The following is a 14798-nucleotide window of genomic DNA, read 5'->3' on the forward strand; positions in this document are numbered from 1 at the left end:
ATTCAGGTATCGGTAGTTTTATTAACGAGATACTACCGTTTGTTGTTTGGAAACGGGGAAAATATTATCTTAAAGTCGATAAAAACGGAACTTCGCAAGAGTGTCCGAATTGTGGCGCGATTACCGGTAAAAAAGCGTTATCGGAAAGAGTTCACCGGTGTGATTCTTGCGGCCACATTGAACCGAGAGATACGGCATCAGCGAAGGTAATTGAGAACCGAGGAAAAAACGCGGTCGGACTGACCGTGTTAGAAAACGCTCGCGGAGGCGATTTGACGGGGATCGACTGGGTTAAACTCGGTCGATCTAGTTAAAAGCCTAAGAACCGAGAATCCCCCGCTACACCGCGCGAGCGGTTAGCGGGGGAGAGTCAATCCCTAATAACTGATAACTGCTAGACTAATTGGGTGATGCTTGCAAGATTAATAAAACCAGTGTCGAGATTAGAATGCAGGGACTTTTAAGAAAACTTTGGCGCGCGATCAAAAACTTTTTTACCCGACTTTTGGGGGGACAAGGGGGAAAGGGGAGAGTACAAGCGATCGAATCTGTTCCCCTAACCGATACAGATTACGAATTTCTCTATATGCAGTTACTCGATGGAGTGGCCCACGGTTGGCACGAAGGCAGAATTCTGAGATTTTTTGAGAAATTGGGCGATCGAGGTCGGCAAAAAGATTGGGTAGAATGGTTAGAGCGCTTTGGCACCCGTCTGCAATCCTCCGCTTCCCTTAACCAACTTCTCGCCACCAGAATGATCCGTTTGGGAGAATTAGCTCGCGCTTTCCCGGGGATTGAACGCATTGGTGAAGCTTCCTACGAGATCGGTTATCAACTCTACACCAAAGAAACTGCCACTTTAATCTGGGAATACGCCGGCGAAGATGAGGCCCCGGGCAGTTATTCCCAGCCGCAACCCCCAGAAAATCTCTCATATTCGGGTGAAACTAGCGATTTTAACGGTGCTGACCCAGAAAATCCCCAATTAGAAACCCTGACCCTCGATGAATTATTTAACCGTCTCCAAAACGATCCTACCCTAGCGGGCCAAATGGCCGAACAATTAGGCATCGAAAATAAGGACGCAGAAAGCATTATTGATAGTCTCATCGCTCAATTTTCCTCACAGGAAGGCAAAATCCCTGAAACTGCCGCAGATTGGTTTAATCAGGGCTTAGAACAGGCAAATTTAGGCAATTGGTCAAATGCGATCGCTGATTGGGAACAGGCCTTGACGATCGATCCCCAATTAGCCTCGGCCTGGCATAATCGTGGTAGTGCCTTAGCCATGATTGGTAACTACGAAGAAGCTTTAAATAGTTATGATCGCGCCCTAGAAATCACCCCCAACGATCACCAAGTCATTAACGCTAGAGGCAGCGCCCTATACGGACTGCAACGTTGGCAAGAAGCGTTAGAATGTTGGCAACAGGTGCTAGAAGCGGACGATAATTTTTATCAAGCTTGGTACAATCGCGGCAGTACCCTAGAAAATTTGGGCGAAACCCAAGCAGCGATCGCCTGTTATCAAAAAGCTTTAGGGATTGCGCCAGATTTTGAGCTTGCCCAAACTCGTCTAGAGGCTTTACTAGGGCAAAAACCGCCCGAAGACGACGGTAATCCCCCCGCCTGATTCAATCTGAACTTGAGCAGTCAACAGCCTACAATGAGGAGAGGATAGAGACTAATTTTAATGAATCATGCCCAGCAATGAGTATAAAAAGCAAACCTCCTTCACAATCTCGCCTGATCGGTAATGTTTTATTAGCCGTAGGCGGCTTATTTCTGATTGTTAACCTTCTTTTCCCGCAATTATTTGGCCCTAGCGTCCCCAAAGTTCCCTATAGTCTTTTTATCGACCAAGTGGAAGATGGCAACGTCGCTAGGGTATCCGTGGGACAGAATGAGATTCGTTATCAGCTTAAAAACGACCAAGAGGGCAACTACGGACGAATTTTCAGCACTACACCGATTTTTGACCTAGAATTGCCCAAACGTCTAGAAGCTAAGGGCGTAGAATTCGCCGCTGCGCCGCCGCCAAAAAATGGCTGGATTGGCAGTGTCCTTAGTTGGGTGATTCCTCCCCTGATTTTTGTCGGTATTTGGCAATTTTTCCTCGCTCGCAGCGGTGGCGGTGGTCCAGCCGGGGCTTTATCGATTACCAAAAGTCGCGCTAAAGTCTATGTGGAAGGAGATACCACCAAAACCACTTTTAAAGATGTGGCCGGTGTGGAAGAAGCGAAAACCGAATTAGCCGAAATCGTCGAATTTCTCAAATATCCCCAACGTTACATTCAAATCGGGGCGCGGATTCCCAAGGGTGTCCTCCTCGTCGGTCCGCCGGGGACAGGGAAAACCCTGCTGGCAAAAGCAGTAGCGGGAGAAGCGGGAGTTTCTTTTTTTAGTATCTCGGGTTCGGAATTCGTGGAACTCTTTGTCGGTGCGGGTGCGGCCCGAGTGCGAGATCTGTTTGAACAGGCCAAGAAAAAAGCCCCCTGTATTATTTTTATCGATGAATTAGACGCGATCGGTAAATCTCGCGCTAACGGTAATTTTATGGGGGGTAACGATGAACGGGAACAGACTTTAAACCAATTATTGACGGAAATGGACGGTTTTAACGCTGGTGATGCGACGGTAATCGTGCTGGCCGCTACTAATCGCCCTGAAACTCTTGATCCCGCCCTTTTACGCCCCGGCCGTTTTGATCGCCAAGTGTTAGTTGATCGTCCCGATCTGGCTGGACGCTTAAAAATCCTCGAAATCTACGCAGGTAAGGTAAAATTAGGAGCGGGTGTGGATTTAAAACAGATTGCTACCCGTACCCCCGGTTTTGCCGGTGCTGACTTAGCTAATCTAGTCAATGAGGCGGCTTTATTGGCAGCCCGCAATCAACGCAGTACCGTTGCCCAAGAGGACTTTAATGAGGCAATCGAGCGGGTAGTGGCCGGTTTAGAGAAGAAAAGCCGGGTTCTCTCGGAAAAAGAGAAGAAAATCGTCGCTTATCACGAAGTTGGTCACGCTCTCGTTGGTGCAGTTATGCCGGGGGGTGGTAAAGTTGCTAAGATTTCGATCGTGCCTCGCGGCATGGCAGCCCTCGGTTATACCCTGCAAATGCCCACGGAAGACCGTTTCCTGATGGATGATACGGAATTACGCGACCAAATTGCTACTCTTTTAGGTGGTCGGGCCGCGGAAGAAATTGTCTTTGGTAGTATTACTACTGGGGCCGCTAATGACCTGCAGCGGGCGACGGACTTGGCCGAACGCATGGTGACTACCTATGGTATGAGTAAGACCCTAGGTCCCCTGGCCTACGAAAAAGGTCAACAGAATAGTTTTCTGGGAGATGGTATGATCAATCCCCGGCGTTTGGTTAGCGATGATACGGCCAAAGCGATCGATAATGAAGTGAAAGAGATTGTCGAAAATGGTCATCAGCAGGCCCTGGATATTCTCGCTCAAAATCGCGATTTGCTCGAAGAAATTGCCCAAGAAATCCTCAGTAAAGAGGTGATTGAAGGGGAACAATTGCAAGCACTGCTCGATCGCGTTAAACCCCTCGATCGAGAACCTGTTACTGTTTAGATTGATTTGATTTTTACCTTACCCCATCTTTCTTCAAGATGGGGTTTTTTCTATTAGACCTCGTCTAAGAGCTAATTTCACGACCGAGGTACGCAAGCGTCTCTAGAACAGATTGAAGCAAGGATCGCCGCTGCTCGACGACAATATCTAAGTTAGCCCACATATACTTTACGTCTTTGTAGGCATTGTCCAGCAAGGCAAGTAATAATTCGCGATCTCCTGCGATGTCTTTTTGGGATGGATCACAAGTTGGTTGGGGTAATAAGTCCGCTGGTGGAGAAGGAGGGAAGGGCGATCGCTCGGACTCTAGCTGTTGAATCGTTTGTTGTAAATTTTCAATCACCCCATACATTTCCATCGGGTCAAAAACCCGCAAGAGACTGGTTTGTGTAACAATGCCCAACCCCCGCCCCCAGTTCCAAGAAACCACCAAACGCCCCACCCGCCGTTTTTGCATTTCCTGATGGGCCGTCCACAGGGAATCCTCGGGGCTGAGGAGAAATAACGGCGTACTCATCACCGTCTGGGCCCTAGTTTTGTGCAGATCGATTTGAACTGCTTGAAATTGGACAAGATCTCGCTCTGTCACAATACCAACCGGGCAGTCATTGTCTTCTGAATCTCGTTGGGTGATCACCACACAACTGACACGATGTTCAGCCATTAACTGGGCCAATTGCAAGACTGTGGCGGTGAGTGGGGCCTGTACCACTTGACTGGTCATCACATCGGATACGCGACGAAACCGCAATAGATTGGCCGGACGCAATATCTGGCGAATACTTTCATGGGAGATCACCCCGACTAACTGTCCTTGGTCATCGACAATCGGCAAATGGCGAATGCGGTAGCGCCGAAACAAAAACAGGGCAGCAAAAATGTCTTGAGCAGATTGCTGGGGCAACGTGATCAGGGGATGTACCATCACATCGGCAACGGTTGTCTCGGACAGGTTAATCCCTTGAGCGGTGAGTCGCACCACATCGCGTTCTGTCAAAATTCCTAATAACTCTTGCCCCTGCACCACCAGCAGACAGCTAACACGCACCTCTCCGGCCGGAGCAGCTAGAGGGGATAGGTCATCGGTGAGTAAACACAGACGGCTATGGGCCTGACCGATTAGGGCGATCGCATCCGCCAGAGAAGTGGTTGGCGGCACCGTCAAGGGTTGGCGATCGATCGCTTTTTCCAGATCGGGGGCCCAACTCAGAGGTGTATCAAAGGACATCAGCACCATCCTGCAATCGCAAAGGCCAAGATAGACAGAACAGCCACTGGGCAAAGAACCCAGACTCTCAGAGTTGCTAAAACCCGTTCTAAAACTATCTCAAAGTGTAGCGTCATTTAACTTTTTCCTAAAAGATGTAACGTTTTGTTACAATTTTTATTAAACTCGTAAAGATTTTAGACCCACTTCGGTGTATCATAGAGGGATGTAACAAGTTAAAGCCTGAAACTTTTTATTTAGGGGTTACTCAGCCTCTAATGGTTTCAGGAGCGGCATCACCAGACGCTGGGGTGAGTACTTCTGGGTTCTGGTCGGCCTGAAGGGTTACTCCGGAAATTCTGGACACCTTTCCATATAGTCGATCTAGCACTCGCTTTACGGAAATACGCTGCCATGGTTGACCACGTTTGGTGGTGTAGCCCTGTTCATTAAGCCAATCGGCGATCTTCTGCAAGGATTTCCCTGATTTGTGATGACGGCGAATCAGTTCAATGACCCGGCACTCTTCCGGATCATCCACTAATTCACCATCGATCGATCGTTGTCCAAAGGCAGGGGAGCCGTAGCCCGCATAACCACCGTTGCTTGCTTTTGCTTGTCTACCTTGTTCTAGCCGCTCCCAGGCAGATAAATCGTTTGAAGGGGTCGCTGTCATAGGGGATGTCAATGCAATAACTTGCAAAACCATATTACCGTAACTTAACGTCGCAAATTTGTTTTGATTGGGAGCAGCCGATGACGACTTACAAAGTAAAACCCCTGCATGAGCAGGGACTAGATATCACCATCGATGTCTGGGACGACCAAACTATAGACGATACCCCCGGGAGGTGGACATTGACTGATGCCATTTTTCTTTATTCATAGTCCTGAACCCCAACCCCTTTCTGGGGGAAAGTTACAGAGTCAAAAGCCAAGCATTTTTAGATGAGGAGCGGTTCAAAGCTGAATTTATATTGTAAAACGCAGCGATCAGAGAATTTGTCCTAAGTTACACAGCATCAATCTGGAGATATAAACATGGGTACGGCTACATTTATTCAAGATGAAACTGAATTTGATTCCCTGTTAAAGAGTGAATCACTGTTGGTGGTAGATTGCACGGCAACCTGGTGTGGACCTTGCAAACTGGTGGCGCCGTTGATCGATCGATTGGCCGATGACTATCGCGATCGCGCCAAAGTCTTCAAACTTGACCTGGACAGTAACAAACCCGTAGCCAAACGCTTTGGAATTAAAAGTATTCCGGCTGTCATGGTATTTAAACAGGGGAAATTGATAGAAACATTAGTTGGGGTTAAACCCTATGAAGAATTTACCGCTGCAGTAGAACGACAATTATAGTCTTCCACTCTGGACAAACGTCCGACCTTAACCCTTTCCTTCTCACACCACTATTCAATTTTGAGGTATGGCGTTGAACAAGCTGATAGAAATTCGATGTCCCAACTGTGGCAGCGTAGCTCAAAGGCTCTTGAGCGATCGCCTACCCGCAGGATATAAGTGTCCGGCCCGGCAGGTTGCTCAGACGGAATGCCCAGTGTGTGATTATTTCATCGCCATGTGTTGGCAAAACGGCGCTGTGCTGGAGGCCTATGCTCCCGGCATTCAGGGGAACACAGCCGCCGCTACCCCGTCCCAGCCAAAATCAGCGAGCGCCCATTGGCCCTGGTCATCTCTGTTGACAGTGGCACTCAGCCCACAAGAGTCTAGGAAATTGCTATCGGGACAACCCTAGTCAACTTTTGCATTTATACCAGTTCTTTCATTTAAAAAAAACCAAACCATATATGCTACAAGCTCAAGAAATTATGACCCAAAACGTTGTCACCATTCGTGGTTCGGCAACGGTTGCCGATGCCGTGAAATTGATGAAAGAAAAAAAACTGCGAGGGTTGATTGTCGAACCGCGCCATGAACAGGACCCTTATGGAATTGTCACCGAAACCGACATCGTTTACAAAGTGGCGGCCTTTGGCCACGATCCTAAAACTATGCGGGTCTATGAAATTATGGCCAAGCCCTGTGTGGTCGTCAATCCCGAACTGGGGGTGGAATATGTGGCTCGGTTATTTGCTCAAACCCGCATTCGCCGCGCACCGGTGATTCAGGGCAAAACTTTGCTGGGCATTATTTCTGTCAGTGATATTCTCTTCAAGAGCGATTTTGTCGAAAAGCCCAAGCGGTTGTTCATCGAAGATGAAATTGAAGCAGCCCGGGAAGACGCGCGGGCAATTTGTGCGGCCAAGGGTGAAATCTCTCCCGATTGCGCCGCAGCCTGGGATGTGGTGGAGGAACTCCAGGCCGAAGCCTCCCATCAACGGGTCAAAAAACAGGGGAGTAACTCACTTCAGTCTTACTGCGAAGCCAATCCCGATGCCTTAGAGTGCCGCATTTATGAGGATTAAATCCTGGCGGGTTTTGGGAGAATCGATCGCCTTGAGGATTTCGCCGATCGGTTTCCCCACGCGATCGAGTTCTCGAACATTCTCCACCTTTTCGGATGCGATATAGATCGATCGCTTGCGCTTGCCGAATTCGACTTGATAGGGGGTCTGTGGGTGCTTATGCCCCTAATTCCCCTGAGAGGAGATAATCAAGAAAAGTCTTGGCGATCACGGATAGTTTTTTATCCTTGGGATAAACCACATACCAATGGCGTTGGATGGGAAAATCTTCCACGTCAAGGATGGTAAATTCCCCATGAGGATTATCTAAATTTAAGACGTGCTGAGACAGAACCGAAATTCCTAAACCACCGGCGACCGCTTGTTTAATGGCTTCATTATTGCCGATTTCCAAACGCAAAGATACAGTGATGCCATGGTCGAGAAAAATTTGCTGTACTGCCCGTCTAATTCCCGATCCCATTTCCCGCATAATAAAAGGTTCCCCTTGCAGCCGTTTAATCGGAATTTTTTTCTGTCCCGCTAGGGGGTGATCTTTGCGGGCAATAACCACAAGGGGGTTTTCCAGAAACGGTTGAATCTCCAGGTTTAGATCTTCGGGGGGTTCGCTTAAAATATATAGGTCATCAACATTATTGATTATCCTTGCTTCTAGATCTTGGTGATTGGTCAATTCTAGGGACACATCTACCCCTTGGTACTGTTGACAAAAAGGACCTAGGATCTGAGGGATTAAATATTGGGCTGTGGATACCGCCGCTAAACGCAGTTTACCCTGTTTAATCCCCTTGATATCAGCGATCGCCATCTCAAAGTTATCAAGATCCTTGAGGACTGCCTGACAGGTTACTAATAAACTGCGTCCGGCCTCGGTTAAATACAAACGTTTGCCTATCTGTTCGAATAAGGGCAGACCCACTGCTTTAGTCAGTTGTTTCATCTGGGTAGAAACCGTGGGTTGGGTGATCGATAGTTCTTCAGCAGCTTTGGTGAAACTGCCATGACGAGCGGTCGCTTCAAAGACGATCAGTTGATGTAAAGTGGCTTGAATCAAGAGAAGCCTCTAGAGCGCTACACTTCTGTTACTGCCTTGAGGAGCTTTGCTAAACAGAAGCAGGAATGGAGGGGAACGGGTGAAAACTTCCCACACTGCTTATATCATAGGTTTAAATCAATACTTTTGTAAAGATATATCGATTCAAGCTCAATTTACAAAAATTTGCTTGTCAAGCTATCGGTTCCAGTATAGATTTATAACAATCGATATTTAAAAACCATAAAGTTTTGTCTATCAAGGCTGGTCTGTCAACCGCCGGCTTTGTTGTGGACAAAAATCCTTTGCTCAGTTGGATTCTCATGGAAATAACCAATCGTATTCATTTTGACAATTTGCGGGGCGATATCTTCGGTGGTGTAACAGCTGCCATCGTTTATCACCCTCTAGCTCTCGCCTTTGGGGTAGCTTCTGGGACAGGGGCGATCGGGGCCAGTTTAACCGCCAAAAATCCCGAATTAGGCTTACCTGCGGACTTGACGCTGTCCAAAGTTCTGCCCGCAACAGGTTTGCTTAAGGGGTAAAGAGCCTTATACCATTTTTCACAAGTAATGGCAGAGATGGTTAATTGCCCTCACCCCTAACCCCCCCACCCCCCCTGCCCCCCCGACATCGGGGGGCAAGATACCTGCCAAGAATAAAGAAAAATGGTATTACTCTTACTCTCTTTCAGCTTTTGAAAGTTCATTTAGTTCGTTTATATTCAATACTCCTCATCAGGGGAGGCCTAAGGAGGTATTCGTGGATTTTTTGTCATTGTTTTTCCTAGACTTTGTTAAGCAGTTGCAGTCCCCAACACTGGCCTTTTTGATTGGTGGGATGATCATTGCTGCTCTCGGAAGTGAATTGGTCATTCCCGAGTCAATTTGTACGATCATTGTCTTTATGCTGCTGACCAAAATCGGTCTGACTGGCGGGATTGCCATCCGCAATTCCAACCTGACGGAAATGGTATTACCAATGATCTTTGCCGTAATAGTAGGGATTATTGTGGTCTTCGTCGCGCGCTATACCTTAGCCAATCTGCCCAAGGTGAAAGTGGTCGATGCGATCGCAACTGGGGGGTTATTTGGAGCCGTGAGTGGCTCGACTATGGCAGCCGGTCTGACGGTACTCGAAGAACAAAAGATACCCTACGAGGCCTGGGCTGGCGCACTCTATCCCTTCATGGATATCCCGGCGCTGGTAACGGCGATCGTGGTGGCTAACATTTATCTTAACAAGAAGAAAAACAAAGAAGCGGCCTACGACCGCGAGTCTTTTAGCAAGCAGCCGGTGGCGGCCGGGGATTATTCCGATCAGCAGGATTATCCCAGCAGTCGGCAGGAGTATCTCAGCCAGCAGCAGCCGGCGGATAATCGGGTCAAGATCTGGCCGATCATTGAGGAAAGCCTTCGCGGACCGGCCCTATCGGCCATGTTATTAGGTTTGGCTTTGGGCATATTCACCCAGCCGGAAAGTGTCTATAAAAGCTTCTACGATCCCCTCTTTCGCGGCTTGCTTTCCATCTTGATGCTGGTCATGGGGATGGAGGCTTGGTCAAGGGTGGGTGAACTGCGTAAGGTGGCCCAGTGGTATGTTGTCTATAGCGTCATAGCACCGTTTGTACATGGGCTAATCGCCTTCGGTCTCGGCATGATTGCCCACTACGCCACCGGGTTCAGTTGGGGCGGTGTCGTGGTTCTGGCCGTCATCGCTTCCTCTAGTTCCGACATCTCCGGGCCGCCCACGTTGCGGGCCGGTATCCCCTCGGCTAATCCCTCCGCCTATATAGGCGCGTCCACGGCCATCGGTACACCAGTAGCGATCGGCTTGTGCATACCCTTCTTCCTTGGTCTCGCCCAGGCCCTCAGCGGCGGCTAGGATTGTGGTCTGTGGGCGTTCCCTTGACGGGGCCTACCAAGCAAATAAATGTACACACTTAAGGAGATAATCAACATGGCCAAACCAGCCAAAAAGCTCGTCATCGTCACAGAAAAGATTTTGTTGAAAAAAGTCGCCAAGATCATCGAAGAATGCGGGGCGAGTGGTTACACGGTGATGGATACTGGCGGTAAAGGCAGTCGCAACGTGCGCTCGTCGGGACAACCCCACGTTTCCGAAACCGACAGTAATGTTAAGTTCGAGATACTTACCCCCGATCGAATTATGGCCCAAAATATTGCCAAGCAGGTTGCCGAGCAGTTTTTCCTCAATTTTGCGGGCATGATCTATCTCTGTGATGCGGAGGTTCTGTACGGACAGAGTTTCTGTGGACCAGAGGGCTGTGATATCTAACCGGACCATGACTCCGGCACTCTAGGGCCACCGCATCCCCAGCTTGACTGTCCTTGAGCGGTGGCCCTTTTTCCTATCCCCCAGTTTTATGACCACCTGAAATCTTTAACCCTCATCCCTTTAAACTTATGATTTTGTCCCCTATTCTGCCTCCTTTGATCGGGGAGATAGCGGCTCCCATGACTCCGATACCCTTGCTCGCGACGGTTGTAGCTGAGGATTCACCGATTATTCTCTCCGGCGTATTGCTGACGCTGGTGGTGATTTATCTGGCCAGCAAGCTCGGCGCGGAGGCCGCCCGACGATTGGATTTTCCTCCCGTACTGGGAGAACTGGTCGCCGGTGTGATCGTCGGCGTTTCGGCACTGCATCTGCTCATCTTTCCGGAAGGGGGGCTATCGGCCTCTGACTCGCTGATTATGACGGTACTGCAAGGATTGAATCAATTGGCCCCGGCTGCCGTGGACCGGATCTTTGAGTCCCAAAGTGAAGTGATTTCGGTTCTAGCTGAAATCGGTGTGATTATTCTGCTGTTTGAAATTGGCCTGGAATCGGATCTGCGACAACTCAAGGAAGTGGGAATTCAAGCCACGGTTGTGGCCTGTGTGGGGGTGGCGGCACCTTTTGCGGCGGGTACGGCCGGGTTAATGCTCGTCTTTCATGTGGCCGCCATCCCGGCGATTTTTGCGGGGGCTGCCTTAACGGCAACCAGTATCGGTATTACCTCGAAGGTGTTGTCAGAGTTAGGTCAACTCAAATCCAAAGAAGGGCAAATTATTGTCGGCGCGGCGGTGATCGATGATGTCCTCGGTATTATTGTTCTGGCTGTGGTCGCTAGTTTAGCCAAAACCGGTGAGATTGATGTGACCAATGTTATTTATCTGATTGTCAGCGCTACGGCCTTTTTGATCGGATCAATTTTGTTGGGAGGTATTTTTAACAAAAGTTTTGTGGCGATCGTGGAGCGGCTGAAAACTCGGGGCAATATTGTTATTCCGGCATTTGTCTTCGCTTTCTTTATGGCATTTTTGGGCAATGCTATTCATCTTGAAGCGATTTTAGGGGCCTTTGCCGCCGGTTTGGTGCTTGATGAAACCGATACCCGCAACGAGTTGGATGAGTTGATCAAACCGATCGCCGATTTGCTCGTACCGATTTTCTTTGTGACGGTGGGAGCGCGTGCCGATCTCGGTGTTTTAAACCCAACGGTACCGGAGAATCGGGCCGGACTTTTGATCGCTGTCTTTTTGATGGTTGTGGCGATCGTTGGTAAACTGGTGACGGGCTGGGCAGTTTTTGGCATATCCGGAATCAATCGTCTCGCCATCGGTGTGGGCATGATTCCCCGGGGTGAGGTGGGTCTAGTTTTTGCCGGGATCGGCTCGGCCAGCGGAATTTTGGACAAGCCTTTGGAGGTGTCGATTATTATTATGGTAATCCTGACCACTTTCCTCGCTCCTCCCTTCCTCAGAGTCGCTTTTGGTAAGACGGAAGCTGTTCCCGAAACCCTGGAAGGCAAGGAGCCAGCTAATCCTATTCCTTAATTTTGCGGGTAAAATCTGATTTTTTAGACGAGGCTGAAAATACTTCAGCCTTTTTTGTCGACGATAGTTCCGGGATTTATCGGTTAGAAAGAGCGCAGTTTCCCCGCGACCAACCCCATTCTTCCACTCCCACGGAAATTTGCGAACCGGGACGGACATCTCCTTTCGATAAGTCTATCAGGGTCACACTGACTGCGGCGAATAAACTGCCACGATAAATCGGTTGTCCTTTGTTGTTAGTATTTTTAAAGCTAAGGCTAGAAACTTGGGGAGGTTGACCGGAACGCGTCCAGCGAATGCGTTCAAAACGTCCATTGAGAAATTCTGCCGAATAGGACCAACCGTTATTCATGCGGCCTTGACAAAAAAGCTGTTGTGTGGCCACAGTAGCAGGAATATTGACAGATAAACTCAGAAGGCTGAATGCAGCGAGAGCGATCGGCAAAAATTTCATAAAAGTTGGCACTATAGGGTCAAATAATCCCATTATAAGTTCTTAGCTCGCAAATTTAACTATCGCGGCTGCGGTAAGTTCCGGTTTTTCGAGGTGGGGAACATGACCACAGCGAGGAATCCAGACCAGTTGATTATTAGGTAAAGCCTGCTGAAATTTCTTCGCGTCTTTTGTGCCTAAAATTTGATCGTTTTCTCCCCAAATAATCAGAGTTTCTCGGTTTATTTGGCTTAATTTCGGCAAAAATGACCCATAACCACCACTTTTGGTAAAGGAGATTAAAGCCTCACTCCAGTGGGGACAATTCAGGTGCAGACTAGCACAGGTGCAAGCATCAACACTAGCCAAAGTTGGATCGAAATAGGCAGTACGACTGATATTTTGGCGCACGCGGGGATTGGCTAAAAAATTAGTTGCCCACTTATCGAGGGGAGAAAACATCAATTTACCCAAAACTGGGGGATTAGCTAGTCCTGCGCTGTCAATGAGGACTAATTTCGCCACTATTTCCGGGTAGGAGAGGGCAAAATCGAGGGCCACTGCACCCCCCATGGAAGCACCGACTAAAATTATCGGTTCGGCGATCGCAGTTCTCCAGAAATGGTAAAGATGGCTTTTAATAGTTTTTGGAGATACTTCTAAATCTGGCTCTCGCTCAGTAAAACCGAAGCCGAGTAGATCTATCGCCCAAGTTTCCCTATTTTGGGCGAGTAAAGGTAGTAAACGCCGAAATTCCAGCAGGGAACTATCAAAACCGTGCAGGAGGACAAAAGGCGGTTGACCTTGCCCTTGTTGACTATAGGTAGTTAGAATCGATCGGGGATAGATGGGGCTATCGATGGCAATTTGGTGGATATTTTCGAGGAGAGCAAGGGAGGTATCTTCGCTCAATCCCTCGCTAACAGTGGGTAAAAAGTTAGGATAATTCACGGATGAGGGGGACAGTTTTTTCTAGAGTTTCCGAACATCGGCGTTGATTTTATCAGCCTGTATCCAAGATTTCCGGTCAAAAAAAACCAGGCTGATAACTGATAGCTGAAAGTTATCTTAATAGCTAATTTCGAGGGTGACAGCAGCGCGCAGGGTTTGTTCCCCTCCGATAACCGGGCTACTGGCAGCATCGGCACTCCGAAAAACCGCTTCTGAGCGGGCTATTGGCACGGGATTACCTGTATTACCCACTTGGATAGAAACCGTTTCTTTCGCCACTAAACCGAGGGCTTGTAACACGATTGTCGCCTGTTCTCTAGCTTGTTCCGTGGCTTTGATGAGAGCGGTTCTTTGGGCAGCTGCGATCGCTGATTCTCCAGCAGTAAAACTGACCCCATCGATGCGTGTTGCCCCGACTTTCACCGCTTCATCGATTAAAATCCCCGCTTGGGCTATATCGATCTGAAAACTAATCAAATTAGCCCCGATATAACCGATTAAACGTCTTTGGTTGTTGCTGTAGTCATAATTGGGCTGTAAACTGATGCCGGTGGTTTCCAATTTTTCCACTTGACGGGAACGGAGAAATTTAACCACCGCATCGCTACGATTGGCGGTTTCCCGCTGCACTTTCCCCGCTTCTTTGCCTTGAACTTCTACCCCTAAGCGCACTACTGCCTGAGAAGTGGCGATATTTTCTATTCCTTCTCCCGTCACGGTAATTGTCCTCAATTCTCTTTCGTTTGCGTAACTAGGCATAACTAATCCGGTGTTGATGAGGATAAGGGACAGCAAAAAAGCCAAGCAAAATTTTCTGTAATTCATGAAAAATCCGTAGCGATCGATACTATATTTCGATTCTAGCCTTTATTTTGGGCAATTGAGTTGCAGATTATCCCTTTTCCGTCACTTTCGCCATATTGGTGACTAAGCTCTGGGAACTTGAAAAGGGGCCTTTAAGCAAGATTGGTGACTCTCTTCGGTTTGGTGGGTAAAATGTATTCTAAGATACAGTCTTGCGCTCAAGTGAGTGTAAAGAACCACAGAGACACAAAGGACACAAAGACCGATCGCTATTATATAAGTTAAACTTGTCACACAAAGAATAAGAGAGCCGATTGGTTCGCACACTGGTGCTGTTGATTAAAAAGATAAATTCTCAAAACTTGCTATGATCTAACAAGATTGTTAATGCACTTTCTCGGATTAATTATCCCCTGCAATGACTCGCCAAATTCACGACCAATTTGCCAAGGAATATTTAGAAGAACTCTTATCGTCTCTAGGAACGATTAAAAAGAGCAAGAAAGTCAAG

The 14798-nt window shown here is 48.3% G+C and carries 17 protein-coding genes; 11 read left to right on the plus strand and 6 right to left on the minus strand.

What is annotated here, in order from left to right; translation table 11 throughout:
- The 3 genes from IM500_RS03410 to ftsH4 form a co-directional block, all read left to right on the plus strand.
- Positions 1 to 314, plus strand: a 314-nt coding sequence (locus IM500_RS03410; RefSeq protein WP_287737701.1) for a zinc ribbon domain-containing protein, incomplete at its 5' end; no start/stop codon positions are given.
- Between the two features lie 134 nt (positions 315 to 448).
- Complete coding sequence (locus IM500_RS03415) at positions 449 to 1633, plus strand: tetratricopeptide repeat protein (protein WP_287737702.1); 1185 nt, start codon at positions 449 to 451, stop codon at positions 1631 to 1633.
- Positions 1634 to 1710: 77 nt separating this feature from the next.
- Complete coding sequence (gene ftsH4 / locus IM500_RS03420; RefSeq protein WP_190723805.1) at positions 1711 to 3588, plus strand: ATP-dependent zinc metalloprotease FtsH4; 1878 nt, start codon at positions 1711 to 1713, stop codon at positions 3586 to 3588.
- A 64-nt stretch (positions 3589 to 3652) separates the two neighbouring features.
- Here ftsH4 and IM500_RS03425 read toward each other — a convergent pair whose 3' ends face one another.
- On the minus strand, positions 3653 to 4825 hold the full coding sequence (locus IM500_RS03425; protein ID WP_287737705.1) for a CBS domain-containing protein: 1173 nt from the start codon (positions 4823 to 4825) through the stop codon (positions 3653 to 3655).
- A gap of 238 nt (positions 4826 to 5063) precedes the next feature.
- A complete protein-coding gene (locus tag IM500_RS03430; RefSeq protein ID WP_002763750.1) occupies positions 5064 to 5504 on the minus strand; it encodes a recombinase family protein in 441 nt (146 codons plus the stop codon).
- Between the two features lie 47 nt (positions 5505 to 5551).
- Here IM500_RS03430 and IM500_RS03435 point away from each other — a divergent pair, with 47 nt between their 5' ends.
- The 4 genes from IM500_RS03435 (at position 5552) to IM500_RS03450 (ending at position 7224) form a co-directional block, all read left to right on the plus strand.
- On the plus strand, positions 5552 to 5683 hold the full coding sequence (locus IM500_RS03435; RefSeq protein WP_261779272.1) for a 2Fe-2S iron-sulfur cluster-binding family protein: 132 nt from the start codon (positions 5552 to 5554) through the stop codon (positions 5681 to 5683).
- Between the two features lie 153 nt (positions 5684 to 5836).
- Positions 5837 to 6160 carry a thioredoxin gene (gene trxA, locus IM500_RS03440; protein WP_002778933.1) on the plus strand — a complete coding sequence of 108 codons (324 nt, stop codon included), beginning with the start codon at positions 5837 to 5839 and terminating at the stop codon, positions 6158 to 6160.
- Positions 6161 to 6227: 67 nt separating this feature from the next.
- Positions 6228 to 6554, plus strand: coding sequence for a hypothetical protein (locus IM500_RS03445; RefSeq protein WP_190723807.1), 327 nt, complete (start codon positions 6228 to 6230; stop codon positions 6552 to 6554).
- Between the two features lie 52 nt (positions 6555 to 6606).
- Positions 6607 to 7224, plus strand: a complete 618-nt coding sequence (locus tag IM500_RS03450) for a CP12 domain-containing protein (RefSeq protein ID WP_147068922.1) — start codon at positions 6607 to 6609, stop codon at positions 7222 to 7224.
- 157 nt (positions 7225 to 7381) lie between these two features.
- On the opposite strand, the gene IM500_RS03455 is transcribed toward IM500_RS03450, so the two are convergent.
- Positions 7382 to 8278, minus strand: coding sequence for a LysR family transcriptional regulator (locus tag IM500_RS03455; RefSeq protein WP_147068923.1), 897 nt, complete (start codon positions 8276 to 8278; stop codon positions 7382 to 7384).
- Between the two features lie 230 nt (positions 8279 to 8508).
- Between IM500_RS03455 and IM500_RS03460 the strand changes: the two genes are divergently transcribed.
- The 4 genes from IM500_RS03460 (at position 8509) to IM500_RS03475 (ending at position 12099) form a co-directional block, all read left to right on the plus strand.
- Entirely contained in the window at positions 8509 to 8802 is a 294-nt protein-coding gene (locus tag IM500_RS03460; RefSeq protein ID WP_190723808.1) for a sulfate permease, read from the plus strand.
- A 217-nt stretch (positions 8803 to 9019) separates the two neighbouring features.
- Positions 9020 to 10141, plus strand: a complete 1122-nt coding sequence (locus tag IM500_RS03465) for a sodium-dependent bicarbonate transport family permease (RefSeq protein ID WP_287737709.1) — start codon at positions 9020 to 9022, stop codon at positions 10139 to 10141.
- A 75-nt stretch (positions 10142 to 10216) separates the two neighbouring features.
- The gene (locus IM500_RS03470) at positions 10217 to 10555 is read left to right on the plus strand and encodes a P-II family nitrogen regulator (protein WP_079207015.1); all 339 of its coding nucleotides are present in this window, start codon (positions 10217 to 10219) and stop codon (positions 10553 to 10555) included.
- Between the two features lie 128 nt (positions 10556 to 10683).
- Positions 10684 to 12099 (plus strand): cation:proton antiporter, encoded by a 1416-nt coding sequence (locus IM500_RS03475; protein ID WP_287737711.1) that lies wholly within the window; start codon positions 10684 to 10686, stop codon positions 12097 to 12099.
- Positions 12100 to 12175: 76 nt separating this feature from the next.
- On the opposite strand, the gene IM500_RS03480 is transcribed toward IM500_RS03475, so the two are convergent.
- From IM500_RS03480 to IM500_RS03490, 3 genes are all read right to left on the minus strand, one after another.
- Positions 12176 to 12553 (minus strand): hypothetical protein, encoded by a 378-nt coding sequence (locus IM500_RS03480; protein ID WP_041805046.1) that lies wholly within the window; start codon positions 12551 to 12553, stop codon positions 12176 to 12178.
- Positions 12554 to 12595: 42 nt separating this feature from the next.
- On the minus strand, positions 12596 to 13483 hold the full coding sequence (locus IM500_RS03485) for an alpha/beta fold hydrolase (RefSeq protein ID WP_190723811.1): 888 nt from the start codon (positions 13481 to 13483) through the stop codon (positions 12596 to 12598).
- Positions 13484 to 13600: 117 nt separating this feature from the next.
- Entirely contained in the window at positions 13601 to 14308 is a 708-nt protein-coding gene (locus IM500_RS03490; protein WP_190723812.1) for an SIMPL domain-containing protein, read from the minus strand.
- Positions 14309 to 14798: the final 490 nt, after the last annotated feature.

The sequence above is a fragment of the Microcystis sp. M179S2 genome (assembly GCF_020245805.1).
In the GTDB taxonomy this organism is placed as follows: Bacteria; Cyanobacteriota; Cyanobacteriia; order Cyanobacteriales; family Microcystaceae; genus Microcystis; species Microcystis aeruginosa.

Coding starts and splice junctions, on each gene's coding strand:
- IM500_RS03415 (WP_287737702.1), top strand. CDS start 449: ATGCAGGGACTTTTAAGAAAACTTTGGCGCGCGATCAAAAACTTTTTT.
- ftsH4 (WP_190723805.1), top strand. CDS start 1,711: ATGAGTATAAAAAGCAAACCTCCTTCACAATCTCGCCTGATCGGTAAT.
- IM500_RS03425 (WP_287737705.1), bottom strand. CDS start 4,825: ATGGTGCTGATGTCCTTTGATACACCTCTGAGTTGGGCCCCCGATCTG.
- IM500_RS03430 (WP_002763750.1), bottom strand. CDS start 5,504: ATGGTTTTGCAAGTTATTGCATTGACATCCCCTATGACAGCGACCCCT.
- IM500_RS03435 (WP_261779272.1), top strand. CDS start 5,552: ATGACGACTTACAAAGTAAAACCCCTGCATGAGCAGGGACTAGATATC.
- trxA (WP_002778933.1), top strand. CDS start 5,837: ATGGGTACGGCTACATTTATTCAAGATGAAACTGAATTTGATTCCCTG.
- IM500_RS03445 (WP_190723807.1), top strand. CDS start 6,228: ATGGCGTTGAACAAGCTGATAGAAATTCGATGTCCCAACTGTGGCAGC.
- IM500_RS03450 (WP_147068922.1), top strand. CDS start 6,607: ATGCTACAAGCTCAAGAAATTATGACCCAAAACGTTGTCACCATTCGT.
- IM500_RS03470 (WP_079207015.1), top strand. CDS start 10,217: ATGGCCAAACCAGCCAAAAAGCTCGTCATCGTCACAGAAAAGATTTTG.
- IM500_RS03475 (WP_287737711.1), top strand. CDS start 10,684: ATGATTTTGTCCCCTATTCTGCCTCCTTTGATCGGGGAGATAGCGGCT.
- IM500_RS03480 (WP_041805046.1), bottom strand. CDS start 12,553: ATGAAATTTTTGCCGATCGCTCTCGCTGCATTCAGCCTTCTGAGTTTA.
- IM500_RS03490 (WP_190723812.1), bottom strand. CDS start 14,308: ATGAATTACAGAAAATTTTGCTTGGCTTTTTTGCTGTCCCTTATCCTC.